This window comes from Bradyrhizobium sp. Ec3.3, assembly GCF_000472925.1.
Lineage (GTDB): Bacteria > Pseudomonadota > Alphaproteobacteria > Rhizobiales > Xanthobacteraceae > Bradyrhizobium.
Genome location: NZ_AXAS01000012.1, coordinates 13,893 through 38,871, shown reverse-complemented (window position 1 = coordinate 38,871; position 24,979 = coordinate 13,893). Strand labels below are relative to the sequence as shown.

Below are 24,979 nucleotides of genomic sequence, written 5' to 3'. Positions count from 1 at the left end.
AAGCCGGACAAATACGGGGAACCGACGCTATGACCGAATAGGAGGGCTGCGTCCCGGTCGTGCCGCTTCCCGCCGCGACATCAACCGCTAGGCTACCGCTCGCGCGGATACTCGCCGGCAGAGCGGGGCCGCTATCGGGAAGCAGGAAACGCGAGGGCCGAGAGATGAAGGTACGCCCGACCGGCGTGATACCGCCGATGACCACGCCATTCCGGGAGAACGGCGAGATCGACACTCAGCTCGTTGCGCCGCAGGTCGAATGGATGATCGCTGCCGGCGCGCACGGAGTTGCAGCCGGCGGCTCGACCGGCGAGGGGCACACGCTCGATCACGAGGAGTATCGCGACCTGGTGGCGGCGACGGTCGAAGCGGTGAAGGGCCGCATTCCCGTGATCGCCGGCATCATCGTGGACTCCACGCGCGATGCGATCCGCCGCGGCAAGCTCGTGCGCGACATGAATGTCGCCGCCCTCCAGGTCACGCCGGTGCACTATCTGTTCAAGCCGCACGAGGACGCGATGGTCGCGCATTTCCGCGCCATGGCCGACGAGACCGGCATGCCCATCATCATCTACAACGTCGTGCCGTGGTCCTATCTCTCGCCGGCGCTTCTGACTCGCATCATGACCGAGGTGCCGCTGGTGGTCGGCGTCAAGCAGAGCGCGGGCGATCTGAAGCTGTTCGCCGACCTCATGATGATGGCGCCGGACAAGCTGATCTATAGCGCCGTCGATGCGCTGATGTATCCGTCCTACACGCTCGGCGCCCATGGCTCGATCGCGGCGATCCTGACCGCGGCGCCCCATGCCTCGGTCGAACTGTGGAATGCGGTGAAGGCGGGCGATCACCCTCGTGCGCTCGAGCTGCACAAGAAGCTGCTGACGCTGTGGAATGCGATCATCGCCGACAACCTTCCGGCCTGCACGCGCTACGCGCAGACGCTCCAGGGCCTGCAAAAGACCTGGCCGCGCGCGCCGATGCCGGAGGCCTCGCTGACGCAAGCGGCCGCGATCCGCAAGGCGCTCGAGGGGCTGGGCGTGTTGCCGGGTGGACAGCGTTTCCAGGCGGCGGAATAGTTCGTCCGCCGAAATAATTCGCCCTCGTCGTGACGCAGCGCCGGCCTGCTTTACCGCAGGCGCGGCGCTGCTACACTTTGCGGCGGCCCCGTGCATTGTCCGTGATGGCCAACAAGAGCAACAACCAGACCAAGCGAGGGGACCGAACCCATGAAGGACTTTTCCGGAAAGATCGCCGTCATCACCGGCGGGGGAACGGGGATGGGGCGCGAGCTCGCGCGCCAGCTCGTGGCCGAGGGCTGCAACGTTGCGATGTGCGACGTGTCGGAAGCCGCGATGGCCGAGACCAAGCGGCTGTGCGAGGTCGAGAAGCTGCCGCAGGGCCTGCGCGTCACCACCCAAGTTGCCGACGTCGCGATCGAGGATCATCTCAAGCGGTTTCGCGACGAACTCGCCGAGCAGCAGAAGACGGACAAGATCCACCTGCTGTTTAACAATGCCGGCATCGGCGGCGGTGGCAGCCTGTTCACCAACACGCGCGAGCAGTGGGAGCGCACCTTCAACATCTGCTGGGGCGGCGTCTATCTCGGCGTGCGTACCTTCCTGCCGATGTTGGTTGCTGCCGACGAGGCGCACATCATCAATACCGCGAGCGTCAACGGCTTCTGGGCCTCGATCGGTATGGGGCAGGCGCATACCGCCTACAGCTCGGCAAAATTTGCGGTGAAGGGTTTTACGGAGGCGCTGATCAATGATCTCCGCCTGCACGCGCCGCACGTCAAATGCTCGGTCGTGATGCCCGGTCACATCGGCACTTCGATCGTCTCCAACTCGCGCAAGGTGCAGAGCGGCGACGGCTCCGAGCGCCTCAATGCCGACGAGGTCGTGCTGACCCGCAAGCGCATGGTCGCTGCCGGCGTGCCGGATGCGGAGAAGATGTCGGACGAGGACATCCAGGCGGCGTTCGTCGAGCGCGCCCGCAGCTTCCGCGAGGATGCGCCGACCACGGCCGCGCAGGCCGCGAAGATCATCCTCGACGGCGTCAAGGCCGAGAGGTGGCGCATCCTGGTCGGCGAGGACGCCGTGCGCCTCGATCAGCGCGTGCGCGCGACGCCGGAGCAGGCCTATGATCGCGCTTTCTACGAGAGCTTTGCCCAGGAGGCCGGCTGGCGGCTGGGGTGAGGCGAGGGGCGGTATCGCCCATTCGATGTCGGCCCTGCGAAGCCATGGCGTCCTTGCAGGAGCATTGTGTATCCAGGTTGCAGGTGTCGTGCCCCGGCTTGACCGGGGCACCCAGTACGCCGCCGGGCTTGTGCCCCTTCGTCAGCCGCGCATGAGACGCGCGCGTGAGTTTGGCCGGTAGGCGAGGCGCGCGTGGCCCGTGCAATAAGACTGGCCGTCGGGCGAGGCGTTGCCGCAGAAGCAGAAATCATCCGCGCCTGGCGTCGAGATCGGCCAGCGGCAGCGGTTCTCTGACAATTCGAGCAGCGAGCAGCGGTTGGCCTCGTCGATCGGCACGTGGGCGAGCGGCGTCTCGGCCTCGATATCGATCGTGGAGAGCAATTCATACTGCAGCCTGCGGAGGGTCCGCAGGGCCCGCGCGGTGCTCTTGTCTGCGCTCCGCTCCTCCCGCTTCGGACCGCGCGTCAGATTGAGGCGGCTGAGCTTGCCGATGACGGCATTGCGGCTGACGCCGATATCGGCGGCGATCTCTCGGCAGGACAGGCCGGCGTGAAAATGGCTTTTGAGAAGTTCGATGCGCTCAACGGTCCAGGTTGCAGCGGATGTTGGCGAGGTCGGTGAAACAGCAGGCATGTTGTGACGGTCCCAGGTTGCAAATCGACCACCCCGTCCGAAACCGACCGCGTTGCGCGCTCCCTGAGCCTCACGTCCTGCCATTGTCGCGGATCGACAAAAGTCCGTCCTTGATGGCGAGACGGATGCCTTCCTCAATCAATGTCCGCGCGACGCCGGGAACGCTGGTGCCGTGGGTGCCCTGTCTCACCAGTTTTTCGAGATACGTGATGGTCGAGAGCGCCAAGGTTACGGGGATGCGGTCAGTCTCGGCTTTTTCGGTGGCCATGACGCAAACGCTAGCCTCTTACTCGGGTACATAAAAGTAACGATTAAGAGTCTATTTAGAAACCGAGAGGAGTCAAATCCGGATCGAACCGGTGTCAGAGGCTATTGGAATCGCTGGAGAAATTCCGCGCGCCGGCGCGCCGCGCGGCTTTCACCGGCGACGGAGGTTGGATTGAGAGGGAAGGGCGGCGGCGTGCGCTAACCGTGCACGAGCGATTTCTCGATCATGCAATGGATGCCTTTTGAGCCGTTGACGGTCTGCGTCACCCGCAGATCCGCAGCCAGGCTGCACAGCGTATAGGCGTCCTCGCGCGACAGGTTTCGCTTCTCGCCCAGGAGCGCGATCATGTCGCGCAGCGCGCGCACCACGCATTGGTCGAGGTCCGGGTCCATCGCCATGGTCATGTAGTGCGAGGCGGTTTCGGCGCGCGGGTAGGCGAGCTGCATGTCCTTGCGCAGCGTGAGGCGGAAGCGGCCTTGCAGCGCGGTCTCGATCGCGGTGACGCAGACCTCGCCGTCGCCCTGCACGCCATGGCCGTCGCCGCAGGAGAACAGCGCGCCCGGCACGAACACCGGCAGATAGAGTGTGGCGCCTGGGCCAAGCTCCTTGTTGTCGAGATTGCCGCCCATCGCGCGCGGGATCAGCGAGGAGATGCGGCCCCAGGCCGGCGGCGGCGCCACGCCCATCACGCCGAAGAACGGTTTGAGCGGCAGGTCGAGGCCCCAGGGCATGCGGCCGACCATCCGCGTCAGATCGAGCGGGATGTTGAGAATGCGCGTCTCGTGGAAATCGTCGGGCAGGGTGCCCGAGAGCGGCTTGATCAGGTTCCAGCCCCAATCCTGCCGCGGCGTGACGTCGAGAATATGGACCTCGAGCACGTCGCCGGGCTCGGCGCCGTTCACCGCGATCGGGCCGGTGAGAATGTGGCCGGGCAGCACGCGTTCGGACTTCGCATGAACCTCGAACAGCTCCGGCGGAATATGAAACTGCTTGCGGTCGGGCAGCACGTCCGGCCCGCCGCTGATGGTGTCGACCGTCACCTCGTCGCCGCTCTCGATGGTAAGGACCGGCTTCAGCTTCGCCTCGAAGAAGCCCCAATGGCAGGTTTCGGGGCTGGACTGCAGGTGGTGACGGGTCATGGGTCTGGTCCGATCGTTTGCGGGTGTTTTCATCAGGACTCGTCACTGCCGGGCTTGACCCGGCAATCCATCCTCTTTCAAGAAGATTTCTGAAGATGGATCGGCCCGTCAAGGTCCGCGCATCGATAGGCTCGATGATTCCAAAGCGAGGCTCCCCTGTTATTCGTCCTGTCCAAGACGCTCGGCGTCGCGCTATTGCCGATCAACTTCCTGGTCGAGCTCGGCATTCTCTCGCTCGTTCTGATGACGACGCGCTTTGCGCGAGCCGGCCGCAGGCTTGCGGTGACCGTGCTGGTCCTGCTGGCGCTCGTGGCGTTCTCGCCGCTCGGCAAGCTCCTGCTGTATCCCCTGGAACAGCGCTTTCCGCAGCGGGATGCCTCGCGCGGCGCGCCCGACGGCATCATCGTGCTCGGCGGCTCCGTCGATACCGACCTGTCGTCGGCGCATCAAACGCCGATCGTCGCCCATGCCGCCGATCGCATGCTGGCGCCGGCCGCGCTCGCACGGCGCTACCCGAATGCGCGCATCGTCTTCACCGGCGGCAATGCCAATCTGATCTCCACCGAGGCCAAGGAGGCCGACTACTCGGCGCCGATCCTGGAAGATCTCGGCATCGCCAAGGAGCGCCTGATCGTGGAGCGCAACTCGCGCAATACCTACGAGAACGCGATCTTCACCAAGCAGCTGGTTGCGCCGAAGCCGGGCGAGCGCTGGCTGCTGGTGACCTCGGCGTTCCACATGCCGCGCTCGATGGGGATCTTCCGCAAGGCCGGATTTGACGTCGAGGCCTACCCCGTGGACTTTCGGATGGGCGGCCGCGAGGACCTCTTCACCTTCACCAATATGGGCACCGATGGGATCATGCAAACCGATATCGCCATGCGCGAATGGATCGGGCTCGTCGCCTACCGCCTGATGGGCCGCACCGGCGAGTTGCTTCCCGGTCCGGCGAAGGATTAGAACGGGGGACATAAAAATCGTCGCGCCCCGGGAGGACGCCATGCAGCCAGAGAACGCTGAACCGATCGATCTCGCCGGCATTGTGGCCGACCTCAACGCGCTGCTGCGGCTGAAGACGACGGTGATCGGCATGAAGCTGTTTGCGCGCGCCGAGGACATGGAGGCGATCCCGAAGATCCGCCGGCCGAATGCGGTCCACACCACCGACCAGATCGTCAGCATGGCTTCGCGCCTCGGCTGGACCGTCGGCATCACCGCCGACGATCTCGTTGGCAGCCAGTGCAGCGCCGTGATTGGCCTTGCGCCGCAGGACGAGAAATGGCTTGCGGGCGAGAATTATGTCGGCGTGTGGCATGGCACGGCCGCGGACGCGCGCAAGCGCCAGGAGGCGCTCGATGTGGTGCCGTTCGGACAATACCAGGCGCTCGCGGTGAGCCCGCTGGCGAGCGGTCGGCTCGATCCGCCCGACATTTGCCTGGTCTACGCGACGCCGGGGCAGATGATCATCCTGATCAACGGGCTGCAATATACCGGCTACAGGAAGTTCGAATGGGGCGTGGTCGGCGAGACCGCCTGCGCGGATTCCTGGGGGCGGGCGCTGAAGACCGGCGAGCCCAGCCTGTCCTTGCCATGCTATGCCGAACGGCGCTATGGCGGCGTGCCGGACGAGGAGATGCTGATGGCGCTGAGCCCAGCGCATCTCGCCAAGGCGATCAAGGGCATGAAGGCGCTGGCAAAAAATGGCCTGCGCTATCCGATCCCGCCCTATGGAATTCAAAGCGACGTCCGTGCCGGCATGGGCGTGAGTTACGGAAAGAAGTAAATCGTCATTGCGAGCGAAGCAATCCAGGATTTCACCGCGGAAACAGTCTGGATTGCTTCGTCGCTTGGCTCCTCGCAATGACGAAGCAAATTGAGGATGCAACATGAGTTCTTCGTCGAAATTCGACATCGTCGTTTATGGCGCGACCGGTTTCACCGGCCAGCTCGTCGCTGAATATCTGGCCGCGCATTACAAGGACGACAAGGCGCCGAAATGGGCGATGGCCGGCCGCAGCCTCGACAAGCTGAAGTCCGTGCGCGATGCGATCGGCGCGTCGGTGGATGCGCCCCTGATCGTCGCTGATGCCTCCGATCCGGCCTCGCTGAAGGCGATGGTCGCGCAGACGAAGTCGGTGATCACGACTGTCGGTCCGTATCAGTTCTATGGTGAAGAGCTGCTCGCCGCTTGCGTGGCAGCGGGCACGGACTATTTCGATCTCTGCGGCGAGCCGGTCTGGATGCGGCAAATGATCGACAAGTATGAGGCGGCGGCCAAGACGAGCGGCGCGCGCATCGTGTTCTCGTGCGGCTATGATTCCGTCCCGTTCGAGCTCGGTACGTTCTTTGTGCAGGAAGAGGCCAAGCGTGTGCACGGTGCGCCGGCTGCGCGCGTGAAGGGGCGTGTGCGCGACATGCGCGGCACGCTGTCAGGCGGCACCGCGGCAAGTGCGAAGGCGACCTTCGATGCGGTCGCCAAGGACCTCAGCCTTGTCGCGATTCTCAACGATCACTTCGCGCTGACACCCGGCTTCACCGGACCGAAACAGCCGAAGGGCAACAGGGCGGCCTACGAGGAGGACCTGCAATCCTGGGCCGCGCCGTTCATGATGGCGCTGATCAACACGCGCAACGTCCATCGCTCCAACATGCTGATGGGCTTCCCCTACGGCCACGAGTTCGTCTACGACGAGATGGTGCTGACCGGTCCCGGCGAGAAGGGCGAGGCCAATGCGAAGCGTGTGATGGCCGCCAACGCCGAGAAGACCGGCCCCAACGCGCCGAAGCCGGGCGAGGGGCCGTCGAAGGAGGAGCGAGAGAACGGTCTCTTCAATCTGCTCTACGTCGCGATCGCGCCCGACGGCCGCCAGGTCCGCGCCGGCGTCACCGGCGACCGCGATCCCGGCTACGGCTCGACCTCGAAGATGATTTCCGAATGTGCGATCTGCCTGCTGCGCGATACGCCGGATGTCCCAGGCGGCTTCTGGACGCCGGGCGCAGCGATGCAGCACAAGCTGATCAAGCGGCTGGTCGATCATGCCGGGCTGACGTTCAAGGTGGAAAGCTGACCGGGGATTGTAGGGTGGGCAAAGGCACGAAGTGCCGTGCCCACCATCTCTCCGCGATTTCGTACAGAAGTGGTGGGCACGCTTCGCTTTGCCCACCCTACGGCAGCGTGCGTTTACGCCGCCCTCGCGTCATACGCATACATGAAATCCATGCTCCTGGAGCCGAGTGGCAGCAGCCATTTCAGCATCTGATCGCGGATGAAGGCGCCGGTCGCGGTGAACTCGCGCTTGCTGTTGCCGTTGCGGCGGGCGATCGCGACGATTTTTTCGGCGCGGGGGCGGCGCTCGGCTTCAAAGTTCTGGAAGGTGGCGGTGAGCTCGTGTCCCTCCGCCATCAGCCGGCCGAGGCGAAGTGCGTCTTCCAGCGCGAGCGATGCGCCCTGGCCGGCATGCGGGCTCGTCGCATGCGCGGCGTCGCCGATCAGCAGCGAGCGCTTGCGCGACCAGGTCGGAAGCGTCGCGACATCGAGCGTATCGGTGACCACTATATTTTCGGCCGCCTCGATGATCGCGGGGATCGGATCGTGCCAGCCGCGATGGAAGTCGCGTAAGTGCTGCTTGAGCGTCGCCTGATCCTGAGCGCGGAACATCGCCGCGTCCATGCCGTGGGCGGGCTGCGTGCTCCACCACATCACGCCGTCATTTGGATCGGAGCTGCAAAATCCGTAGCCGAAGAAGCCGCTCTGACCGAACGTGGTCTCGACGCGCTGTCCGATCGCGCGGCCGGCAAGCACCTTGCGCGGCACGAATCCGCCGAAGCCGATCAGGCCGGTGTTGAAAGGCTGCGGCCCGTCCGGCACGACCTGCCGGCGCGCCACCGAGTGCACGCCGTCCGCGCCGATCAGGAAGTCGCCTTCCGCGGTGGTGCCATCGGCGAAATAGGCGATGATCGGCTGGTCGCCGCGGTCCTCGATCTTGATCAGGCGCTTCTCGAAGTAGAGCGAGACGCAGGAACACCAGGCCTTGTCGATCAGGATCTCGTTCAGCGTGGCGCGACAGATGTTCACTGCCGGCTGGCCGAAGCGCCGCTCCATGTCGCGGTTGATCGAGCCGAGCTTTTGACCGCCTTGCGAATAGAAGTCGAAGGAGTCGGCAATCGACCCGTGGCTGATCACCTCGCGGGCGAGCCCGATCTCGTCCATCACCTGCATGCCGTTCGGCGCGAGCTGCAGGCCGCCGCCGATCCCCTTGGAGTAGGGCCAGGCCTCGAAGATCTGCGCCTCGATGCCGGCGCGACGGAGCAGGATTCCGGCGACGGGCCCGGCGATGCCGGCGCCGATGATCAGGGCCTTGCGGGGACGGTTGTGCATTGGCTTGCTCCCGACGTTGCGGTGGTGCTAGGAGAAATTACGGCCGCTAAATCTCTTAGCAGCTAAGATATATATCGACTAAGATATGAGGTCGGCCTTGTCAAGGACGAAGGCGCGTGCGGCGCTGTTGCAGGAGCTCGAGGAGGCGATGCGCCGGTCCTCCGCACAGGGCGTGCTCTACGGCCAAGCCGTTGCGAACGTTGCGGGAATTGCCAACTCCGACCTCGAATGCATGGACATCCTGTACCTCGAAGGTCGCGTCACTGCGGGCCGGCTCGCCGAGGTCACGGGCCTGACGACCGGCGCCATCACCGGCGTGGTCGACCGGCTCGAGAAGGCTGGGCTCGTGCGCCGTGAGCGGGATGAAAACGACCGCCGCAAGGTCTTCATCTCTGTCGTGCCGGAGACGGCCATGAAGATCGGCCAACTCTACGTGCCGATGCAGCAGGCGATGGAGAAGGTCTTCGGCGCCTATTCCGACGAGGAACTGCGCCTGCTGCTGCGCTTCGCCAATGAGGGCTACAAGGGGGTGCTCGCGGCGACCGAAGCGCTGAAGGGCCTTCTTGATACGCCGCCGGAAAAGCGTCCCGACCTCAAGCTGCGGAAGCTTCGTCGTCGGTCTTGATCTTGTAGGCCTGCGCGGCCGCGATCATGCCCCACATCACCCCCAGCATCATCCAGAAGTGCCGCCAGTGGTCGGTGTCGATGATGAAGCTCTCGCCGACGGTGCCAATGAAGGCGGAGAAGATCGCAAGATAGGCGCGCTGCCAGGGCACGCGGACGAAGACGTGGCGAAAGCCCGTGATCACGGTGGTGAAAACCAGCGCGGGATAGCAGATGCCGGAGAGCCAGCCACCAGACATGAAGGCGTTGAGATAGGAGTTGTGGGTATCTTCCGGGAAGTAGCGGTGGAATTGCAAGGGACCGATGCCGAACGGCCGGTCGAGCGCCATCTCCGCGCCGAGGATGTGGCGGCCGAAGCGGCCGAAGCGGCCTTCGTCGTAGCTCTGGTCGAAGCTCGCGCGTTGCTTGAACATCTCGGCGATGGAGTCGAATGAGAGCAGGATCGCGATCAGCGCCAGCCCCAGCGCGGCCGCAACCACGGCCATGACGATGATGCGTGAGCGCTGCGCATTGCTCGGGCTGGTCAACACCATCAGTGCCAGCATGAAGCCGGCGGTCAGGATCAGGCCGCCCCAGGCGGCACGCGAGAAGGCGAGCAGGATCGCAAGCGCCATGATGGCGAAGGCGATCGCGTTGCGGAACGCCTTGGCAAGCCGGTCGGAGACTACGCTCTGCAAGCAAAACAGCGCCGGCAGGATCAGGAACGCGCCGAGCACGTTCGGGTCCTTGAACGTGCCGCGCGCGCGCTCGTAGAGCGTCAGGAGGTCGTGGCCGCCGGGAACGACATTGAAGTAGCCGGCGATCGCCGAGGTTGACGCGACCATCGCGCCGACCACGAGGCCGCGGCGCAGCATGTCGAGCCGCGCCGCCGTATCCTCCGATGTGACCATGGCGAAGAACACCACCGTCACCGCCATGTACCAGGAGGTCGCGATCCAGCTTGCCACCTCGGACTGGCCGAGCAGCGGAATGGCGCTGACGCTGTAGCCGACATTGAGCAGGATCAGCAGCAGCACGAACGGCATGAACACGAGGCGGAGCCGCAGGCCGGTGGCGAAGAAGGTGACGGTCGCAAGCAGCGTCACGATCTCGTAGGGGCTCGGCTCGATGAAGACGACCGCACCGGAGGCGCCGACCAGCCACACTAGAGCGCGCTGCAAGGCCAGCACGCCGGGCGCAGCCGGTGCGGCTACGTTCATTCCCCCGGCCGTTGCCGCATACGCCATCACACGCTCACACGCTTACGCAGCTCATCGACACAACTTCCGCAGTCATGCCCCGCGAAGGCGGGGCATCCAGTACTCCGCGCCGTCAGTGGTGACGTCCGCTGCCGGTGATTACTGGATCGCCCGGTCAAGCCGGGCGATGACAGCTTGGTTTGGGCAATCCACCTTCAATACGCGTTCTCGTTCTTGGTCAGCAGCGAGATCGGCGTCTTCAGGAGGATGTAGAGGTCGAACAGCACCGACCAGTTCTCGATGTAGTAGAGGTCGAACTCGACGCGCTTCTGGATCTTCTCTTCGTTGTCGATCTCGCCGCGCCAGCCGTTGATCTGGGCCCAGCCGGTGATGCCCGGCTTGACGCGGTGGCGGGCGAAATAGCCATCGACGGCCTCGTCGAACAGCCGGCTCTGGAGCTTGCCCTGGACGGCGTGCGGGCGCGGGCCGACGAGGGAGAGATTGCCGGAGAAGACCACGTTGAAGAGTTGCGGCAGCTCGTCGAGGCTGGTCTTGCGGATGAAGCGGCCGACACGCGTGACGCGCGGATCGTTTTTGGTGACGACCTTCGAGGCTGTCGGGTCAGCCTGATGGTGATACATCGAGCGGAATTTGTAGACGTCGATGCGCTCGTTGTTGAAGCCGAAGCGTTTTTGGCGGAACAGCACGGGGCCGGGGCTGTCGAGCTTCACCGCCAGCGCCACCAGGGCCATCACCGGAAGGGCCGCGAGCAGCGCGAGGCCGCCGACGATGCGGTCGAACAGCCATTTCATCACCAGGTCCCAGTCGGTGATCGGCGCCTCGAACACGTCGAGGGTAGGCACCTCGCCGAGATAGGAATAGGAGCGCGGACGGAAACGCAGCTTGTTGGTGTGCGCGGAGAGGCGGATGTCGACCGGCAGCACCCAGAGCTTCTTCAGCATCTCGAGGATGCGCGTCTCCGCCGAGATCGGCAGCGCGAACAGCACGAGATCGACGCGGGTGCGGCGGGCGAACTCGACGATGTCGTCGACCTTGCCGAGTTTCGGCGCGCCCGCGCAGGTGTCGAGCGCGCGACTGTCGTTGCGGTCGTCGAACACGCCGAGCACGTGGATGTCGGAGTCTTCCTGCGCCTTCAGCGCCTCGACCAGCTCTTCGCCGTTGCGGTCGGAGCCGACGATGATGGTGCGGCGGTCGAGCCGGCCCTCGCGTGCCCAGGTGCGCACCAGCGTTCGCAGCGCCAGGCGCTCGGCGGCGAGCGCGGCGAGGCCAAGGGAGAAGAAGGCGGCGAGCCACAGCCGCGAAACTTCGCTGCCCAGCCTGGCGAAGAAGGAAATGCCGATGAACAGCAGGAACACGAACGACCAGGACGAGATCATCCGAGTCATCTGGCGGAGCTGACCGCGGAAGAGCTGGACCTGATACATGTCGGCGGCCTGGAAGCAGATCACGGCAGCCGCCGCGACGGCGCAGATCGCAGCGAGATATTCCCAGCGGAAGCCGGTCTGCGGCGTGACGTAGCCGAAGTAAAGTACCGTGCCGACGAGGCTGAGCAGGACAAAATCGGCGACGCGCACGAAGCCGGTGATCACGATCGGCGAATAGGCGCGGGCGACCTTCTGGTTGACGATCGCAAGTGCTGCCGGCGAAAGGCGGCGACGGCGTTCGACAAAGGGCTTCTCAACGGGTGCGGCGGCACTGGTCGCGGCGTCGAGCATCGAGCGTGCGTTGAGCTGTTCCACGGTCGTCCACGTCCATTCCTGAAACCCGCCGGACGCGCATTTAGGCGCGCGAAGCGCGGGAGTCCCCCTCGCTTTCGCTTATCGGACAAATCGGAAGAAATTCTAAAGCCGCCTTAAGGGTGGTTAATGATTGGCAAACGCGTCGCGGTAGCCGGCCAGCACGCCGTCCACCATCGCCTGCTGGGAGAAGTGCGCTGAGATCCGCTGACGCAACCTCGCCGCGCGCTGGGCGGTCGCCTGCGGATCGTCCAGCGCAGCCCCTATGGCCTCCGCCATGGCCTCGGCATTGCTGGGGGCGAACAGCGCGGAACTCTCGGCGTCGAAGATCTCGGGGATGCCGCCGACCTTCGCGGCGATCATGGGGATCCCGGCCGCACCGGCTTCGATCACGACATAGGGCATTGAATCGCCGCGCGAGGGAACGACCAGCAGCCGCCCCTTGGAGAAGCCGTAGCGTGCCTTGACGTGGCCGATGAAGCGGATCGAACCGGCGAGGCCAAGCTTCTCGACCTGCGCCTTCAGCGCCGCCATCTCCTCGCCGTCGCCGCCGAGTGTCAGCGTGACGTTCCGACCCTGGGCGTGCAGGCGCGCCACCGCGTCGACGAGGAGGTCGGCGCCCTTGATGTGCCGGAACTCGCCGACATAGGCGAGGTCGGTCGCATCTTCGGCGGTGGCGACGGGCTCGAATTCCTCCGGCGTCACGCCGTTGAAGACGCAGCGCACCACGCCTTTGGGCTTGCCGACGATGCGCTGATAGGTGTCGCGGGCAAAGGCGCTTTCGAACAAAAACAGGTCGGTGCTGTTCGTCAGCGCCCGTTCAAGTCGCGCGTAAAACTCGCCCTTGAAGGTATGCAGGGGATAGTGCAGCGAGCCGCCATGCGGGGTGTAGATGCGGATGGCGTCGCTCGAGCGCCGCCTGAGCCGCACGAAGGCGCCGGCCTTGGCGCCATGGCCATGCATCACATCCGGCTCGAGCTTTCCGATCAGGCGCCTCATGCGCAGCCACACCAGAAAGTCGTCGGGCGATGGTTCGCGGCGGATCGCCAGCCGATAGACGCCGAGCTTCAGGCGCGGCGCGATCTCGGCCAGCGCCTTCGCTGCGCGCTCGCCGCCGGTAAGATCGTCGGCGAGAATCCCGACATGATGTCCGCGATCGACCTGGCCGTTGGCGAGGTCGAGGATGTGGCGGAAGATGCCACCGACCGGGGCACGCACGGCGTGCAGGATGCGAAGCGGCTGGTCGACAGAGGGGGGCATGATCTGAACCAGCGCTCGCAGGCGATGACGGAGCAATCCACTGAATTATCGATCCCGATTAAGCGGCTTCATGGTTAACAAACGGTGTTCGCGCGTCGCGCTATGCACGCGTGCGGCGCGATTAACCCAGCGGCAACCATAATGGAGTGTAATCGCCCCGGTTGAGGTGGGCGGCGGCGTTGCCCTGCGGGAGTGTGCGATGCGTTTAGCGTTCTGGCGTGCCGGCAAGGACAAGGCCTTGATTGAACGGGCCTTGCACAAGCCCGAGCCGAGGGTCGCGGCCGCCGTCGCGCAGGCGGCGCAAGCCGAATCGGGCGACATCGATCTGCATGCGCTCGGTGCCGCGCTCAAGCGCAGGCGGGGCTTCATCATCGCGCCAACGATGCTGGCGCTGGTGCTCGGGCTCGCCGGCGTCAATCTGGTGACGCCCCGCTACAAGTCGGAAGCCCGCATCCTGATCGACGGGCGCGAGAACGTCTTCCTGCGTCCGACCAGCGACCGCAGCACCGAGGAGCGGCAGGCGCTCGATGCCGAGGCCGTCACCAGCCAGGTGCAGCTCGTGCTGTCGCGCGATCTGGCGCGCGAGATCATCAAGAAGAACAAGCTCGCGCAGCTGCCCGAATTCGACCCGGTCCTGCGCGGTATCTCGCCGCTGAAGTCGCTGGCCGGGCTGTTCGGGATCGGCCGCGATCCGTTCTCGATGACGCCGGAAGAGCGGGTGCTGGATGCCTATTATGACCGCCTGACCGCTTACGCGGTCGACAAGTCGCGCGTGATCGTCGTCGAATTCCAGTCGGCCGATCCGGAGCTTGCCGCGCGCGTCGCCAATTCGATCGCCGACGGCTATCTGGTGCTGCAACAGAGCGCGCGCCAGGAGCAGGCCAAGTCGGCCAGCGCGTGGCTGTCGGGCGAGATCGAGAACCTGCGCAAGAAGGTCTCGGAAGCCGAGGCCAAGGCCGAGGATTTTCGCTCCAAATCGTCGCTGTTCGTCGGCACCAACAACACCACGCTGTCGAATCAGCAGATGGGCGAGCTCAACACCCAGCTCAACAATGCGCGTGCGATGAAGGCCGATGCCGAAGCCAGGGCGCGGCTGATCCGCGAGATGCTTCAGAGCGGCAAGCCGATCGAGGCATCGGAGGTGCTGAATTCCGAGCTGATGCGCCGGCTGTCCGAGCAGCGGGTGACGCTGCGCGCGCAGCTCGCCGAGCAGTCCTCGACGCTGCTCGGCAATCATCCGCGCATCAAGGAATTGAAGGCGCAGATCGGCGATCTCGACACGCAGATCCGTGACGAGGCGGGCAAGATCTCGCGCTCGCTGGAGAATGACGCGCGGATCGCCGGCAGCCGCGTCGACAGCCTCACCGTTAGCCTCGAGCAGCTCAAGAAGCAGGCGACCTCGACCAACGGCCAGGACGTCCAGCTTCGTGCGCTGGAGCGTGAGGCCAAGGCGCAGCGCGACCTGCTCGAGACCTATCTGGCCAAATATCGCGAGGCCAATACCCGCGAGACCATCGACACCGCGCCCACCGAGGGGCGCGTCATCTCGCGCGCCATCGTTTCGAACACGATCGCCTATCCGAAAAAGCTGCCGATCGTGCTCATCGCCACGCTGACGACGCTGCTGCTCAGCACCGGCGTCGTCGTCACCGGCGAGCTCCTGCGCATGACGGCGCCGCGCGCCATCGCCGCGTTCACGCCGGCCTCTGCCACCTCGCGCGTTGCTGTTCGCAGTGAACCGGCCGTTGAATCCGAGCCCGTCGAGTCTGAGCCCGTCGTGAGCGAGCCGGCGCCGCTCCAGCCGGAGATGGCTTCCGACGCAGACATCACCGAGTTCGCCGAGATCGAACAGCTTGCCGACAGCCTGCGCCGCGCCGGCGACGCCGCGCGCAAGGTGGCGGTGCTCGGCACCGCGGCGGGCGAGAGCATCACGCTGACCGCGCTGACGCTGGCACGGCAACTGGCGCGCGACGCGCGGGTCGTGGTCGTCGATCTCGCCGCATCGTCGCCGACGATTTCGGCGATCTCGGCCGATCCCTCAGCCCCTGGCCTTGCCGAATTGATGCAGGGCGAGGCCTCGTTCGCGCAGATCATCACCAAGGACAAGCTCTCGCGCCTGCAACTGGTCGCGGGCGGTCGCCCGGGCTTCGACCGCAGCCTTCTGCAATCGCCGCGCGTGACGCTGGCGATCGACGCCTTGCTCCGCGTCTACGACCATGTGCTGCTCGACGCCGGTAGCGCCTCCGACCTGCCTGCCGAGCTGCTGACGACCAACGCCCGGGCCGTCGTGGTGCCGGACGCCGGCATGCCCATGGAGGCCTGCACCTCGATGTGCGAGCAGCTCAAGGCGGTCGGCTTCAGCGAGGTGACGATGCTGAAGAAGCCGGTGCAGCCGTCGGATGCGGTGGAAGCGCCGCGCGTGGTGGCGGCGTAGGCGGCAGCGTGCAAGGGGATAGGTTTTACCCGAACGCCCGGCGTAGTTTTCGCACCAGGTCGAACAGCAGCTGGTTCTGCTTCACGAGGCGCTTGCCGTGGCTCAGCGATGACATCGCCATCGCTGCCAGCTTGCCGCGCGAGGTCAGCGGGACAAAGCTGTCAAAAATCTCTTCGTCGCTCTTGCAGAACAGGCGCTTGTAGTCGTCCGAGCCGATGCCGAGATCGAGCGCGTCATAGCCGGCTTCCGCGTAGCGGTCGATGATGTTGCGCATCAGGATCAGGCCGGGGCTGTAGCGCGCGTGCTCCGACATCGTGTAGGTGTTGAACATTATCGAGAAGCGGCGGCCGTCGGCGACGCCGGCGAAGATCGCGATCACCTCCTCGTCGCATTCAAGCGCATGGATGTCGATGACGCGGGCTTCACCGCGCCGCGCCAGGCAGGCCGAGCGGACGAACGCCTCGACGTCGGGCTCGGCGAACACGTTCGGCAGCTTCTGCTCCGCCATCCGCGCCGGCTTGACGCGGAAGAACCAGTCGAGCAGGCGCGTGATGTCGTCATCGGTGGTGGCGAGGTGATAGCGGTAGCCGGCGAGCGCCTTGAGTTTCTTTTCCTTGCTCTTCAGACGGCGACGGAAGGAGTTGCTGATGCGCGACTCCGGCGGGCCGCCCGGCGGCATCGCGAGCAGCGGGCAGCCGTTGATGGAATTTTGGCGCGGCAGAAGCGCGAACGGGTTTTGCTGGTCGCGCCAGCGCATCGGTTGCTGCGACAGTGCGAGCACGTCGACGCCGCCGCGCGTGCGCAGGGCCGCGAGCAGCGCGTCGAGGTCGGCGGTATTGGCGTGGCCGGCGAAATCGGCGTCCCACAAGCCCATGTTGAAGGTCGTATGCTTGCCGCCCATGAAGCAGGCGACGGTCACGCCATGGTTTTGCCGCGTGCACAATGGCAGCACGACGAGCGGCCGGCGCTCGGCATCGCGGGCAACGACGATGAGCGGCGCTGCGCCTTCGTGCTCGCCGGCGTGACGCTGCCAGGGGGCGAGCAGGTCGAAGCGCTGATAGGGTGTTGCGAGGTGGCCGGTATTCTCCAGCGCGCGCCAGAACGGTTCCGCCATGGCGAGATCGCTGACGATGTCGATCTCGGCGATACGGCTCGCTTTCGACCGCGCTGGCGCTTCTGCCGTCCGGCTTTGCATCGCCGCAGCCATGGTCATTCGCAAAACCTGTCGAGAAAAACGGAAATAAGCGTAGTTCGGCCTGTGGCCGACCTTTGCAAAGAAATGTCAACAAAGAGTAAGGACAATGGAAAGAGGAACCGGCCGCTCGCCGGCTCGCAAAGGGTGGATCTTGGCCTCCGACGACCGATGGATGGAACGGCTGCGGCTGGAGCTGGCCTGGTTCACCGGCCAGCACCGGCTGCGCGGACGGAGCGCAGGCGGCGCCGGCGCGATCCTGCGCTTTCAGCGCGTCAGGCCGCGCGGGCGCGCGCCATTCCAGCCGCTGCTTGCCAGCGAGATCACACCAAAATTCCTCGACCGCATGCTTCGCGCGCTGAAGCGGTGGAAGTTCGACATCGTCAGCATGGATGAGGTCTGCCGGCGCGCGGTGACGCTGCCCGCGCGGCAGCGCTTCGTGGCGCTGACCTTCGATGGTGCGTACAAGGATCTCGCCACATTCGCCTATCCGGTGCTGTCGCGCCACGGCGTGCCCTTCACGGTCTACGTGCCGACCGCCTTTCCCGACGGCGTCGGCGAAGCCTGGTGGCTCGCGCTCGAACAGGTGATCGCGCGCGAGAGTCGCATCAGCCTGATGATGGGCGAGAAGGAGCAACGCTTCGTCGTTACCGACCGTGCGGAGAAGCAGGCGCTGTTCACGCTGCTCGAAGACTGGCTCAGAACCTTGCCGCCGGCGGAGCTGTCGGCTGCGATCAACGATCTCTGCAAGCGACATCGCGTCGATCTCGCCGCCGTCTCGCGCGAGGCGTGGATGGATTGGTCGGATCTTTCGAAGCTTGCAGCCGACCCGCTGGTGACGATCGGCAGCGCGACGGTGAATTATGCCGCGCTCGCCACCATGAAGGATACGGCAGCTTCCCGCGAGATGGCGATGGGCAAGGCGGTGGCGGAATCCGCGTTCCACCGCGAGATCGGACACTTTGCCTATCCGTTCGGCGACCGCATCTCGTTCCGGCGCAGCCATGTGGTGATGGCGGAGGAGGCGGGCTTTGCCAGCGCGGTGTCGACGATTCCTGGCATCGTCGACGTCGAGGGACGGACCAATCTGCGCGCGCTGCCGCGGATTTCCTGGGACGGCCGGCGCCGCTCGCTGCGGATGCTGCGCGTGCTCGTCTCGGGCGTGACGTTTCCGCCTGTGAAGCCGACGGGCAGCACGTCCTCTTGAGCTAAGTTCGATCCGGAAGGATGAGCGGACACCCGAGCTTGCTGCCGACAAACGCGCAAGCGCGTTTGCGTAGGCTAAGCCGGGTCGGGCCGCTGCATCCAGCTCACCACCGGCATTGCCGGTAGCACCCAGCCCATGCCGACCACGACGTAATAGATCGCCTGGCGCCAGCCGGATTCCGCGATCCACGGCAGCTGCGCCAGCACCATGCCGAGCAGCGCCCATGTCGCCGCCAGCACCAGGAGCGCGATGGTACCGAGGAACTTGCGGGTGCGGATCTTCATGGCGGGAGCTTGCGGCTTTTCGCGTAACTTGCGCTGCGGGAGCGGGGGACTATAAGGGGCGCGCAGCCTGGTTCAAGCATTGGTTTTCCGGCCGAAATGACCACGATATCAGCTTCCTCCGACCCGCATCGCGCCGTGCGCTGGTGGCTCATTTCCGTGGCTGCGCTGATCGCGCTGATGGTGCTGGTCGGCGGCGCGACACGCCTGACGGAGTCCGGGCTCTCGATCGTCGAATGGAAGCCGGTGACGGGCAGCGTGCCGCCGCTCACCGAGACGCAGTGGACCGAGGCCTTCGAGGCCTACAAGAAGATCCCGCAATATCGCCAGCTCAATGCCGGCATGAGCCTGTCGGACTTCAAGACCATCTTCTGGTGGGAATGGAGCCACCGGCTGCTCGGGCGCTTCATCGGCGTCGCGTATCTGTTGCCGTTCCTGTTCTTCCTGTGGCGCGGGGGTCTATCGAGCGAATTGAAACGGCGGCTGTGGCTGCTGTTCGGGCTCGGCGCGCTGCAAGGCGCGGTCGGCTGGTGGATGGTGGCCTCTGGCCTCTCGGAACGGGTCGAAGTGTCGCAGTATCGGTTGGCGACGCATCTGGTTCTGGCGCTGCTGATCTTCGCTGGCATCGTCTGGACCTTGCGGCGGCTCGGCGCGCGCCAGGGGATCGTTGTCTCAGTGCGACTGAAGTTCACGAGCGCAGTGCTCGTCGTCGTAACCTTCGTGCAGCTTTATCTCGGCGCGCTGGTGGCGGGCCTGCGGGCCGGGCGCGCCTACAACACCTGGCCCGAGATCGACGGCGCGTTCATCCCGTCGGGGGCGCGGCTGTGGTTCGAGACGCCGTGGTGGCGCAACCTGTTCGACAATGTGCTGACCGTGCAGTTCGAGCACCGCATGACGGCTTATGCGTTGTTCGCGCTGGCGTTGCTGCACGCGATCGATGCCGTGCGTTCGCGTGCAGGTACTGCTGCGAGCGGCGCCGTGTGGCTGTTTGCGGCGGTGAGCCTGCAGGCCGCGCTCGGCATCCTGACGCTGTTGAACCAGGTGCCGATGGGGCTCGCGCTCGCGCACCAGGCGGTCGCGATCCTCGTGCTGACGCTGGCCGTGATGCAGGCCGAGCGCCTTGCTGCGCGAAGGTCCACTGAGACTTACTCGCGCGTCGTTCCCGCGAGCCAAGCCGGCTGATCAGCAGTAGCCGTAGACGCCGCAGGCGTAGGGCAGCCGCCACCAGTAGCTGACCTGCGGGCCGCCGTAGTATGGACCCTGATAGTCGTAATCCCAGGGGCGGCCATAGTAGCCCGGCAGCGTATTCGAGCCTGGCAGGAGCGGGGTGCCCGGCAGATTGCGGATGTAGCTGCCGACGCCGTAGGCCGGCGAGATCAGCGCGTCCGGATCGGTCTCGACCCAGACCTGCGGCGGCTCCGCCGGCGCGATCGTGGTGCGGAATTTGTAATGTGGACGCGGCAGCCCCGGTGGCAATTGCTCGACGTGCCGCTTCTTCTGCACGACGACCTGGTCGGCCGCGAGTGCGCTCGTGACCATCAGCATCACGGCCAGAGGGGACATTATCCAGCGCAGCATGGTCGGCTCCGAATCAGGAAAGGCGATCCAGTATCTCAGTCTATGCCGGACGGAGCGTTAACGAGAGGCGCGTAAATTTCTGGGCCGGTCCTGAATAGTGTCCGTCATTCCGGGCGGTGCGAAGCACCGAACGCGGAATCTCGAGATTCCGGGTTCGCCCCCTCGAGGCGCCCCGGAATGACCAGCCTCAGGCGCCCAGGGCCTGATCGAGGTCCGCGATCAGGTCCTCCTTGTCCTCGATGCCGATCGACAGGCGCACCACGTCGGGACCGGCGCCGGACTTCACCTTGGCGGCGTCGTCGAGCTGGCTGTGCGTGGTCGAGGCCGGGTGGATCACCAGCGAGCGGGTGTCGCCGACATTGGCCAGATGCGAGAACAGCGTCAGCTTCGACACCAGGCTGACGCCGGCGTCATAGCCTCCCTTGAGGCTGAAGGTGAACACCGCGCCCGCGCCCTTCGGCGCGTATTTGCGCGCGAGTTGGTTGTACCTGTCGCCGGCAAGGCCCGCATAGCTCACCGACGCCACGGCGGAATGGCCGGACAGAAATTCGGCGATAGCTTTCGCGTTGTCGCAGTGCTTCTGCATGCGCAGCGGCAGCGTCTCGATGCCGGTGAGAATGAGGAAGGCGTTGAACGGCGAGAGCGCAGGGCCGAGGTCGCGCAGGCCGAGGACGCGGCAGGCGATGGCGAAGGCGAAATTGCCGAAGGTCTCGTGCAGCTTGATGCCGTGATATTCAGGGCGCGGCTCCGAGAGCATGGGATATTTGCCGTCCTTCGACCAGTCGAAGGTACCGGCATCGACGATGACGCCGCCGATCGAGTTGCCGTGGCCGCCCAGAAATTTCGTCAAGGAGTGCACGACGATGTCGGCGCCGTGGTCGATCGGCTTGATCAGATAGGGCGTCGCCAGCGTGTTGTCGACGATCAGCGGCACGCCCGCCTTGCGGGCTACCGTGGAGATCGCCTCGATGTCGGTAATGCTGCCGCCGGGATTGGCGATGGACTCGACGAAGATCGCCTTGGTTCGCGGCGTCACCGCGCGCTCGAAGCTCGCGATGTCGTCGGGATCGGCCCAAACCACGTTCCAGCCAAAGCTCTTGAACGAGTGGGTGAACTGGTTGATCGAGCCGCCATAGAGCTTTCGCGCGGCGATGAACTCATCGCCGGGCTGGAGCAATTGCTGCATCACCACGACCTGCGCGGCATGGCCAGAGGCGACCGCGAGCGCGGCGGTGCCGCCTTCGAGGGCTGCGACGCGCTCCTCCAGCACGGCGTTGGTGGGATTGCCGATGCGGGTATAGATGTTGCCAAATGACTGGAGGCCAAACAGCGAGGCGGCGTGGTCCGCGTCGTTGAAGACGAAAGAGGTCGTCTGATAAATCGGCGTTGCGCGCGCACCGGTCGTCGGATCGGGCTGTGCACCGGCATGCACGGCAAGGGTCGAAAATCCCGGAAGGCGATCGCTCATTCGTGGCGTCCTGTTCTTGGGTAGGCTGAAAAACGCGCGGCATGCTGATCGCGGCGATGGCCGGCGTCAAGGCGCTCGCGCGCACCTCGCCTTGTTCGAAACGGGCTTGCTTCGCTTTGTCGCGTTCGCGAAGCGAATCTTTCGCAGCTGCGTCAGCTCTGCTCGGTCTTGTTCTTGGCCGCGCGATCGGCCGCTGCGGTATTGCCGCCGCCGACACTCATGCGATTGAGTGACAATTGCATGCCTTGCGTCGGCGCGGGCGGGCGCTTGGAGCTGAGCGTGCGCGAATTGACGCCCATCCAGGATATTTCCGAGGACAGCCGCCCATATTCGATCTTGGGGCAGCGGTTCATCACGACCTTGATACCGGCGGCCTCGGCCTTCTCCGCGGCCGCGTCGTCGCGTGCCCCTAGCTGCATCCAGATCACCTTCGGCAGCGGATCGAGCTTCAAGGCTTCCTCCACCACGGGCATGATGTGGCTGGAGTTGCGGAAGATATCGATCATGTCGACGGGACGGCCGATATCGTGAAGCGAGGCGACGAAAGGCTTTCCGAGCAGCTCCTTGCCGATATGGCCGGGATTGACCGGGATCATGTCGTAGCCGCGCTGCGCCAGATATTTGAACGCAAAGTAGCTCGGCCGCACATTGACCGGCGAAGCGCCGACCATCGCGATCGACTTCACGCTGTTGAGGATGCCGCGGATGTAATTGTCGGGATAGGCGTCGTGATTCATTAGCTGTCTTTTTCTTGTCATTGCGAGGAGTGAAGCGACGAAGCAATCCAGTCTGTTGCTGCGGTGGGATTTCTGGATTGCTTCGCTTCGCTCGCAATGACGGGGTTACTTATCTTCCCATTTCGGCTCGCGCTTTTCGATGAACGCGCCGATGCCTTCCTCGGCGTCGCGCGCCATCATGTTCTCGGTCATCACCTCCGCCGCATAGCGATAGGCATCGGCAAGGCTCATCTCGGCCTGGCGATAGAACGCCTCCTTGCCGAGCTTGACGGTGTAGGCGGATTTCAGCGCGACCTGTTCGGCGAGCGCAATCGCAGCATCGCGTTCGGTGCCGGCTGCGACCACACGGTTGACGAGGCCTATCTCGCGGGCGCGTGCGGCGGGGATCGGCTCGCCGGTCAGCAGCATTTCCATTGCTTGCTTGCGCGGCACGTTGCGCGACAGCGCCACCATCGGCGTCGAGCAGAACAGGCCGATGTCGACGCCGGGCGTGGCAAAACTTGCGGCGTCGGATGCGATCGCAAGATCGCAGCTTGCGACGAGCTGGCAGCCGGCGGCGGTCGCAATCCCCTGGACGGCAGCGACCACGGGCTTGGGCAGGCGCACGATCGCCTGCATCATCGCGCTGCAGGCATTCATGATCTCGGCGAAATAGGCGCGGCCGCGATCGGGATCGCTGCGGCGCGCGGTCAATTCCTTCATGTCGTGGCCGGCGGAAAAGGCCGGGCCGTTGGCGGCGATGACGGCCGCGCGGATGCGCTTGTCCTCGGCAATCGCGTTGAAGCTCGCATGCAGCTGTCCGATCATCGCCTCCGACAGGCTGTTGCGCGCAGCGGGGCGGTTCAGCGTGAGCACGGCGACGCTGCCGACGATCTCGCGCAGCAGGATCGGCGGTTCCGGGGAGGGGGTGCGGGCGGGTTGGACGGACATTGACGCTTCCGTTTGGGATCTTGCAGTTGGATGACGCAGATAACTTAATGTAACAGGCAACGTGAAGCGAGGGTGAGAGGCGGCATGGCGTTAGCGAAAATGAGCGTGGCTGAGGTCGAGTACTTTCTCCGTGAGGAGTTTCCCCAGGCCTTCAGCGGCGACGACATCACCATCGAGAGCGCCGACGGACAGACCGCGCTGCTGCGCCAGCGCTATAGCGAAAGGATGCTGCGGCCGGGTGGAACCGTGTCGGGGCCGACGCTGATGGCGCTCGCCGATTTCGCCATGTACGTGGTGCTGCTGTCTGCGATCGGGCCGATCGGGCTCGCGGTCACCACCAATCTCAACATCAATTTCCTGCGCAAGGGCCTGCCCGGGCAGGACGTGCTGGCGGAGGCCCGGCTCCTGAAGCTCGGCAAGCGCCTGGCGGTCGGGGAGGTCAACCTGCTCTCGGGCACCTCGCCGGACCCGATTGCCCATGTCACCTCGACCTATTCCATTCCAAATGTTTGAAGTTTTCTGAGGTAATATAACACCATATTTTTAAGGTATTGATTTTTCTAAACTAATTTCTCTTATTGGGCATTGACCGGTGCGCGTCACTTCTCTAGAAACCGCGCAGTCCGGCGCGTCGTTCGCGCCGTCATCTCCCCGTCCACGGAAATTCAGATATGAAAACCTTTTCGGCAAAGCCCGCCGAGGTGACGAAGAAGTGGGTGCTGATCGACGCCAAGGGTCTGGTCGTCGGCCGCCTCGCCACCATCGTTGCCATGCGGCTGCGCGGCAAGCACCTCCCGACCTACACCCCGCACGTTGATTGCGGCGACAACGTCATCATCATCAACGCCCAGCACGCGGTGCTGACCGGTCGCAAGCGCGAGCAGAAGACCTATTACAAGCACACCGGCTATGTCGGCCACGTCAAGGAGCGCACCGCGCGCCAGATCCTCGAAGGCCGTCATCCCGAGCGCGTGCTCGAGAAGGCCGTCGAGCGCATGATCCCGCGTGGTCCGCTTGGTCGCGTCCAGATGGGTAACCTCCGCGTCTATGGCGGGGCCGATCATCCGCACGAGGCGCAGAGCCCGGAAAAGATCGACATCGCCAAGTTGAACCGCAAGAACACGAGGGCCGCATAACATGGCCGAATCCATTCAGTCGCTCGACCAGCTCTCGCAGCTCAAGACGGCCGCGCCCGACGCGCCCAAGCACGAGAAGAAGGTCGACAAGCTCAACCGCGCCTATGCCACTGGCAAGCGCAAGGACGCTGTCGCCCGCGTGTGGATCAAGCCGGGCGCCGGCAAGGTCACAGTCAACTCGCGCGAGGTCGAGGTCTATTTCGCCCGTCCCGTGCTGCGCATGATGATCGAGCAGCCGTTCTCCGTGGCCCAGCGTTCCGGCCAGTATGACGTGATCTGCACCGTCGCCGGCGGCGGTCTGTCCGGCCAGGCCGGCGCTGTCCGCCACGGCATCTCCAAGGCGCTGACGCATTTCGAGCCGGAGCTGCGGACCGTGCTCAAGAAGGGCGGCTTCCTGACCCGCGACTCCCGCGTGGTCGAGCGCAAGAAGTACGGCAAGGCAAAGGCCCGCCGGTCCTTCCAGTTCTCCAAGCGCTAATCGCTTCGATAAAATTCGTCGCGAAAGCGGCTTCAATGAAATGCAAAAGGGCGCCGAATTCGGCGCCCTTTTGTTGTTCGTTTGTATGCAAATTGAGCCGGTG

The 24,979-nt window shown here is 64.9% G+C and carries 25 protein-coding genes; 12 read left to right on the top strand and 13 right to left on the bottom strand.

All coding sequences use genetic code 11. From position 1 onward, the window contains the following. Nucleotides 1–164 precede the first annotated feature (164 nt). Complete coding sequence (locus YUU_RS0113670) at nt 165–1,076, top strand: dihydrodipicolinate synthase family protein (RefSeq protein ID WP_027522875.1); 912 nt, start codon at nt 165–167, stop codon at nt 1,074–1,076. A 150-nt stretch (nt 1,077–1,226) separates the two neighbouring features. Next, nucleotides 1,227–2,198, top strand: a complete 972-nt coding sequence (locus YUU_RS0113665; protein ID WP_027522874.1) for an SDR family NAD(P)-dependent oxidoreductase — start codon at nt 1,227–1,229, stop codon at nt 2,196–2,198. A gap of 141 nt (nt 2,199–2,339) precedes the next feature. Here YUU_RS0113665 and YUU_RS0113660 read toward each other — a convergent pair whose 3' ends face one another. From YUU_RS0113660 to YUU_RS0113650, 3 genes are all read right to left on the bottom strand, one after another. Beyond that, nucleotides 2,340–2,831, bottom strand: a complete 492-nt coding sequence (locus YUU_RS0113660) for a GcrA family cell cycle regulator (RefSeq protein ID WP_027522873.1) — start codon at nt 2,829–2,831, stop codon at nt 2,340–2,342. Nucleotides 2,832–2,901: 70 nt separating this feature from the next. Then, a complete protein-coding gene (locus YUU_RS0113655) occupies nt 2,902–3,099 on the bottom strand; it encodes a hypothetical protein (protein ID WP_007603456.1) in 198 nt (65 codons plus the stop codon). A gap of 197 nt (nt 3,100–3,296) precedes the next feature. Next, nucleotides 3,297–4,238 carry an acetamidase/formamidase family protein gene (locus tag YUU_RS0113650; RefSeq protein WP_027522872.1) on the bottom strand — a complete coding sequence of 314 codons (942 nt, stop codon included), beginning with the start codon at nt 4,236–4,238 and terminating at the stop codon, nt 3,297–3,299. Between the two features lie 156 nt (nt 4,239–4,394). Here YUU_RS0113650 and YUU_RS0113645 point away from each other — a divergent pair, with 156 nt between their 5' ends. From YUU_RS0113645 to YUU_RS0113635, 3 genes are all read left to right on the top strand, one after another. Beyond that, nucleotides 4,395–5,198, top strand: a complete 804-nt coding sequence (locus tag YUU_RS0113645) for a YdcF family protein (RefSeq protein WP_027522871.1) — start codon at nt 4,395–4,397, stop codon at nt 5,196–5,198. 40 nt (nt 5,199–5,238) lie between these two features. Beyond that, nucleotides 5,239–6,021, top strand: coding sequence for a DUF169 domain-containing protein (locus YUU_RS0113640; protein WP_027522870.1), 783 nt, complete (start codon nt 5,239–5,241; stop codon nt 6,019–6,021). 103 nt (nt 6,022–6,124) lie between these two features. Continuing rightward, nucleotides 6,125–7,306, top strand: coding sequence for a trans-acting enoyl reductase family protein (locus YUU_RS0113635; protein ID WP_027522869.1), 1,182 nt, complete (start codon nt 6,125–6,127; stop codon nt 7,304–7,306). Nucleotides 7,307–7,419: 113 nt separating this feature from the next. On the opposite strand, the gene YUU_RS0113630 is transcribed toward YUU_RS0113635, so the two are convergent. Then, on the bottom strand, nt 7,420–8,616 hold the full coding sequence (locus tag YUU_RS0113630; protein ID WP_027522868.1) for an FAD-dependent monooxygenase: 1,197 nt from the start codon (nt 8,614–8,616) through the stop codon (nt 7,420–7,422). A 148-nt stretch (nt 8,617–8,764) separates the two neighbouring features. Here YUU_RS0113630 and YUU_RS0113625 point away from each other — a divergent pair, with 148 nt between their 5' ends. Beyond that, nucleotides 8,765–9,241: a MarR family transcriptional regulator gene (locus YUU_RS0113625; protein ID WP_051389744.1), complete on the top strand. Its 477-nt coding sequence runs from the start codon at nt 8,765–8,767 to the stop codon at nt 9,239–9,241. On the opposite strand, the gene YUU_RS0113620 is transcribed toward YUU_RS0113625, so the two are convergent. The 3 genes from YUU_RS0113620 to YUU_RS0113610 form a co-directional block, all read right to left on the bottom strand. Next, nucleotides 9,210–10,466 (bottom strand): O-antigen ligase, encoded by a 1,257-nt coding sequence (locus tag YUU_RS0113620; protein ID WP_027522866.1) that lies wholly within the window; start codon nt 10,464–10,466, stop codon nt 9,210–9,212. The genes YUU_RS0113625 and YUU_RS0113620 overlap by 32 nt on opposite strands. A 167-nt stretch (nt 10,467–10,633) precedes the next feature. Then, complete coding sequence (locus YUU_RS0113615) at nt 10,634–12,178, bottom strand: undecaprenyl-phosphate glucose phosphotransferase (RefSeq protein WP_027522865.1); 1,545 nt, start codon at nt 12,176–12,178, stop codon at nt 10,634–10,636. A gap of 123 nt (nt 12,179–12,301) precedes the next feature. Then, nucleotides 12,302–13,435 (bottom strand): glycosyltransferase family 4 protein, encoded by a 1,134-nt coding sequence (locus tag YUU_RS0113610; protein ID WP_027522864.1) that lies wholly within the window; start codon nt 13,433–13,435, stop codon nt 12,302–12,304. A gap of 199 nt (nt 13,436–13,634) precedes the next feature. Here YUU_RS0113610 and YUU_RS0113605 point away from each other — a divergent pair, with 199 nt between their 5' ends. Continuing rightward, the gene (locus tag YUU_RS0113605; protein WP_027522863.1) at nt 13,635–15,869 is read left to right on the top strand and encodes an exopolysaccharide transport family protein; all 2,235 of its coding nucleotides are present in this window, start codon (nt 13,635–13,637) and stop codon (nt 15,867–15,869) included. A 25-nt stretch (nt 15,870–15,894) separates the two neighbouring features. Here YUU_RS0113605 and YUU_RS0113600 read toward each other — a convergent pair whose 3' ends face one another. Next, nucleotides 15,895–17,082, bottom strand: a complete 1,188-nt coding sequence (locus YUU_RS0113600) for a GNAT family N-acetyltransferase (RefSeq protein WP_027522862.1) — start codon at nt 17,080–17,082, stop codon at nt 15,895–15,897. Nucleotides 17,083–17,215: 133 nt separating this feature from the next. Between YUU_RS0113600 and YUU_RS0113595 the strand changes: the two genes are divergently transcribed. Then, complete coding sequence (locus YUU_RS0113595) at nt 17,216–18,268, top strand: polysaccharide deacetylase family protein (protein ID WP_027522861.1); 1,053 nt, start codon at nt 17,216–17,218, stop codon at nt 18,266–18,268. Between the two features lie 74 nt (nt 18,269–18,342). Here the strand turns inward: YUU_RS0113595 and YUU_RS0113590 are convergent, their stop codons facing one another. Beyond that, entirely contained in the window at nt 18,343–18,552 is a 210-nt protein-coding gene (locus YUU_RS0113590) for a DUF2842 domain-containing protein (RefSeq protein ID WP_027522860.1), read from the bottom strand. Nucleotides 18,553–18,648: 96 nt separating this feature from the next. Here YUU_RS0113590 and YUU_RS0113585 point away from each other — a divergent pair, with 96 nt between their 5' ends. Continuing rightward, nucleotides 18,649–19,731, top strand: a complete 1,083-nt coding sequence (locus YUU_RS0113585; protein WP_027522859.1) for a COX15/CtaA family protein — start codon at nt 18,649–18,651, stop codon at nt 19,729–19,731. Here YUU_RS0113585 and YUU_RS0113580 read toward each other — a convergent pair whose 3' ends face one another. From YUU_RS0113580 to YUU_RS0113565, 4 genes are all read right to left on the bottom strand, one after another. Further along, entirely contained in the window at nt 19,732–20,127 is a 396-nt protein-coding gene (locus tag YUU_RS0113580) for a hypothetical protein (RefSeq protein WP_027522858.1), read from the bottom strand. Between the two features lie 187 nt (nt 20,128–20,314). Further along, the gene (locus YUU_RS0113575) at nt 20,315–21,595 is read right to left on the bottom strand and encodes an O-acetylhomoserine aminocarboxypropyltransferase (RefSeq protein WP_027522857.1); all 1,281 of its coding nucleotides are present in this window, start codon (nt 21,593–21,595) and stop codon (nt 20,315–20,317) included. 152 nt (nt 21,596–21,747) lie between these two features. After that, nucleotides 21,748–22,332: a CoA-binding protein gene (locus tag YUU_RS0113570; protein ID WP_027522856.1), complete on the bottom strand. Its 585-nt coding sequence runs from the start codon at nt 22,330–22,332 to the stop codon at nt 21,748–21,750. 105 nt (nt 22,333–22,437) lie between these two features. Next, a complete protein-coding gene (locus YUU_RS0113565) occupies nt 22,438–23,262 on the bottom strand; it encodes an enoyl-CoA hydratase (RefSeq protein ID WP_027522855.1) in 825 nt (274 codons plus the stop codon). Between the two features lie 84 nt (nt 23,263–23,346). On the opposite strand from YUU_RS0113565, the gene YUU_RS0113560 reads away from it, so the two are divergent. The 3 genes from YUU_RS0113560 to rpsI all read left to right on the top strand — a co-directional run bounded on the left by YUU_RS0113560 (nt 23,347) and on the right by rpsI (nt 24,876). Continuing rightward, nucleotides 23,347–23,775, top strand: a complete 429-nt coding sequence (locus tag YUU_RS0113560) for a PaaI family thioesterase (RefSeq protein ID WP_027522854.1) — start codon at nt 23,347–23,349, stop codon at nt 23,773–23,775. 158 nt (nt 23,776–23,933) lie between these two features. Continuing rightward, nucleotides 23,934–24,398, top strand: a complete 465-nt coding sequence (gene rplM, locus YUU_RS0113555) for a 50S ribosomal protein L13 (protein WP_027522853.1) — start codon at nt 23,934–23,936, stop codon at nt 24,396–24,398. Between the two features lies 1 nt (nt 24,399). After that, complete coding sequence (gene rpsI / locus YUU_RS0113550; RefSeq protein ID WP_027522852.1) at nt 24,400–24,876, top strand: 30S ribosomal protein S9; 477 nt, start codon at nt 24,400–24,402, stop codon at nt 24,874–24,876. Nucleotides 24,877–24,979: the final 103 nt, after the last annotated feature.

What these genes read in the sequence shown, in the direction of transcription:
- YUU_RS0113670 (WP_027522875.1), top strand. Translation starts at nt 165, where the DNA reads ATGAAGGTACGCCCGACCGGCGTGATACCGCCGATGACCACGCCATTC.
- YUU_RS0113665 (WP_027522874.1), top strand. Translation starts at nt 1,227, where the DNA reads ATGAAGGACTTTTCCGGAAAGATCGCCGTCATCACCGGCGGGGGAACG.
- YUU_RS0113660 (WP_027522873.1), bottom strand. Translation starts at nt 2,831, where the DNA reads ATGCCTGCTGTTTCACCGACCTCGCCAACATCCGCTGCAACCTGGACC.
- YUU_RS0113655 (WP_007603456.1), bottom strand. Translation starts at nt 3,099, where the DNA reads ATGGCCACCGAAAAAGCCGAGACTGACCGCATCCCCGTAACCTTGGCG.
- YUU_RS0113650 (WP_027522872.1), bottom strand. Translation starts at nt 4,238, where the DNA reads ATGACCCGTCACCACCTGCAGTCCAGCCCCGAAACCTGCCATTGGGGC.
- YUU_RS0113640 (WP_027522870.1), top strand. Translation starts at nt 5,239, where the DNA reads ATGCAGCCAGAGAACGCTGAACCGATCGATCTCGCCGGCATTGTGGCC.
- YUU_RS0113635 (WP_027522869.1), top strand. Translation starts at nt 6,125, where the DNA reads ATGAGTTCTTCGTCGAAATTCGACATCGTCGTTTATGGCGCGACCGGT.
- YUU_RS0113630 (WP_027522868.1), bottom strand. Translation starts at nt 8,616, where the DNA reads ATGCACAACCGTCCCCGCAAGGCCCTGATCATCGGCGCCGGCATCGCC.
- YUU_RS0113625 (WP_051389744.1), top strand. Translation starts at nt 8,765, where the DNA reads ATGCGCCGGTCCTCCGCACAGGGCGTGCTCTACGGCCAAGCCGTTGCG.
- YUU_RS0113620 (WP_027522866.1), bottom strand. Translation starts at nt 10,466, where the DNA reads ATGGCGTATGCGGCAACGGCCGGGGGAATGAACGTAGCCGCACCGGCT.
- YUU_RS0113610 (WP_027522864.1), bottom strand. Translation starts at nt 13,435, where the DNA reads ATGCCCCCCTCTGTCGACCAGCCGCTTCGCATCCTGCACGCCGTGCGT.
- YUU_RS0113605 (WP_027522863.1), top strand. Translation starts at nt 13,635, where the DNA reads ATGCGTTTAGCGTTCTGGCGTGCCGGCAAGGACAAGGCCTTGATTGAA.
- YUU_RS0113600 (WP_027522862.1), bottom strand. Translation starts at nt 17,082, where the DNA reads ATGACCATGGCTGCGGCGATGCAAAGCCGGACGGCAGAAGCGCCAGCG.
- YUU_RS0113590 (WP_027522860.1), bottom strand. Translation starts at nt 18,552, where the DNA reads ATGAAGATCCGCACCCGCAAGTTCCTCGGTACCATCGCGCTCCTGGTG.
- YUU_RS0113585 (WP_027522859.1), top strand. Translation starts at nt 18,649, where the DNA reads ATGACCACGATATCAGCTTCCTCCGACCCGCATCGCGCCGTGCGCTGG.
- YUU_RS0113580 (WP_027522858.1), bottom strand. Translation starts at nt 20,127, where the DNA reads ATGCTGCGCTGGATAATGTCCCCTCTGGCCGTGATGCTGATGGTCACG.
- YUU_RS0113575 (WP_027522857.1), bottom strand. Translation starts at nt 21,595, where the DNA reads ATGAGCGATCGCCTTCCGGGATTTTCGACCCTTGCCGTGCATGCCGGT.
- YUU_RS0113570 (WP_027522856.1), bottom strand. Translation starts at nt 22,332, where the DNA reads ATGAATCACGACGCCTATCCCGACAATTACATCCGCGGCATCCTCAAC.
- YUU_RS0113565 (WP_027522855.1), bottom strand. Translation starts at nt 23,262, where the DNA reads ATGTCCGTCCAACCCGCCCGCACCCCCTCCCCGGAACCGCCGATCCTG.
- YUU_RS0113560 (WP_027522854.1), top strand. Translation starts at nt 23,347, where the DNA reads ATGGCGTTAGCGAAAATGAGCGTGGCTGAGGTCGAGTACTTTCTCCGT.
- rplM (WP_027522853.1), top strand. Translation starts at nt 23,934, where the DNA reads ATGAAAACCTTTTCGGCAAAGCCCGCCGAGGTGACGAAGAAGTGGGTG.
- rpsI (WP_027522852.1), top strand. Translation starts at nt 24,400, where the DNA reads ATGGCCGAATCCATTCAGTCGCTCGACCAGCTCTCGCAGCTCAAGACG.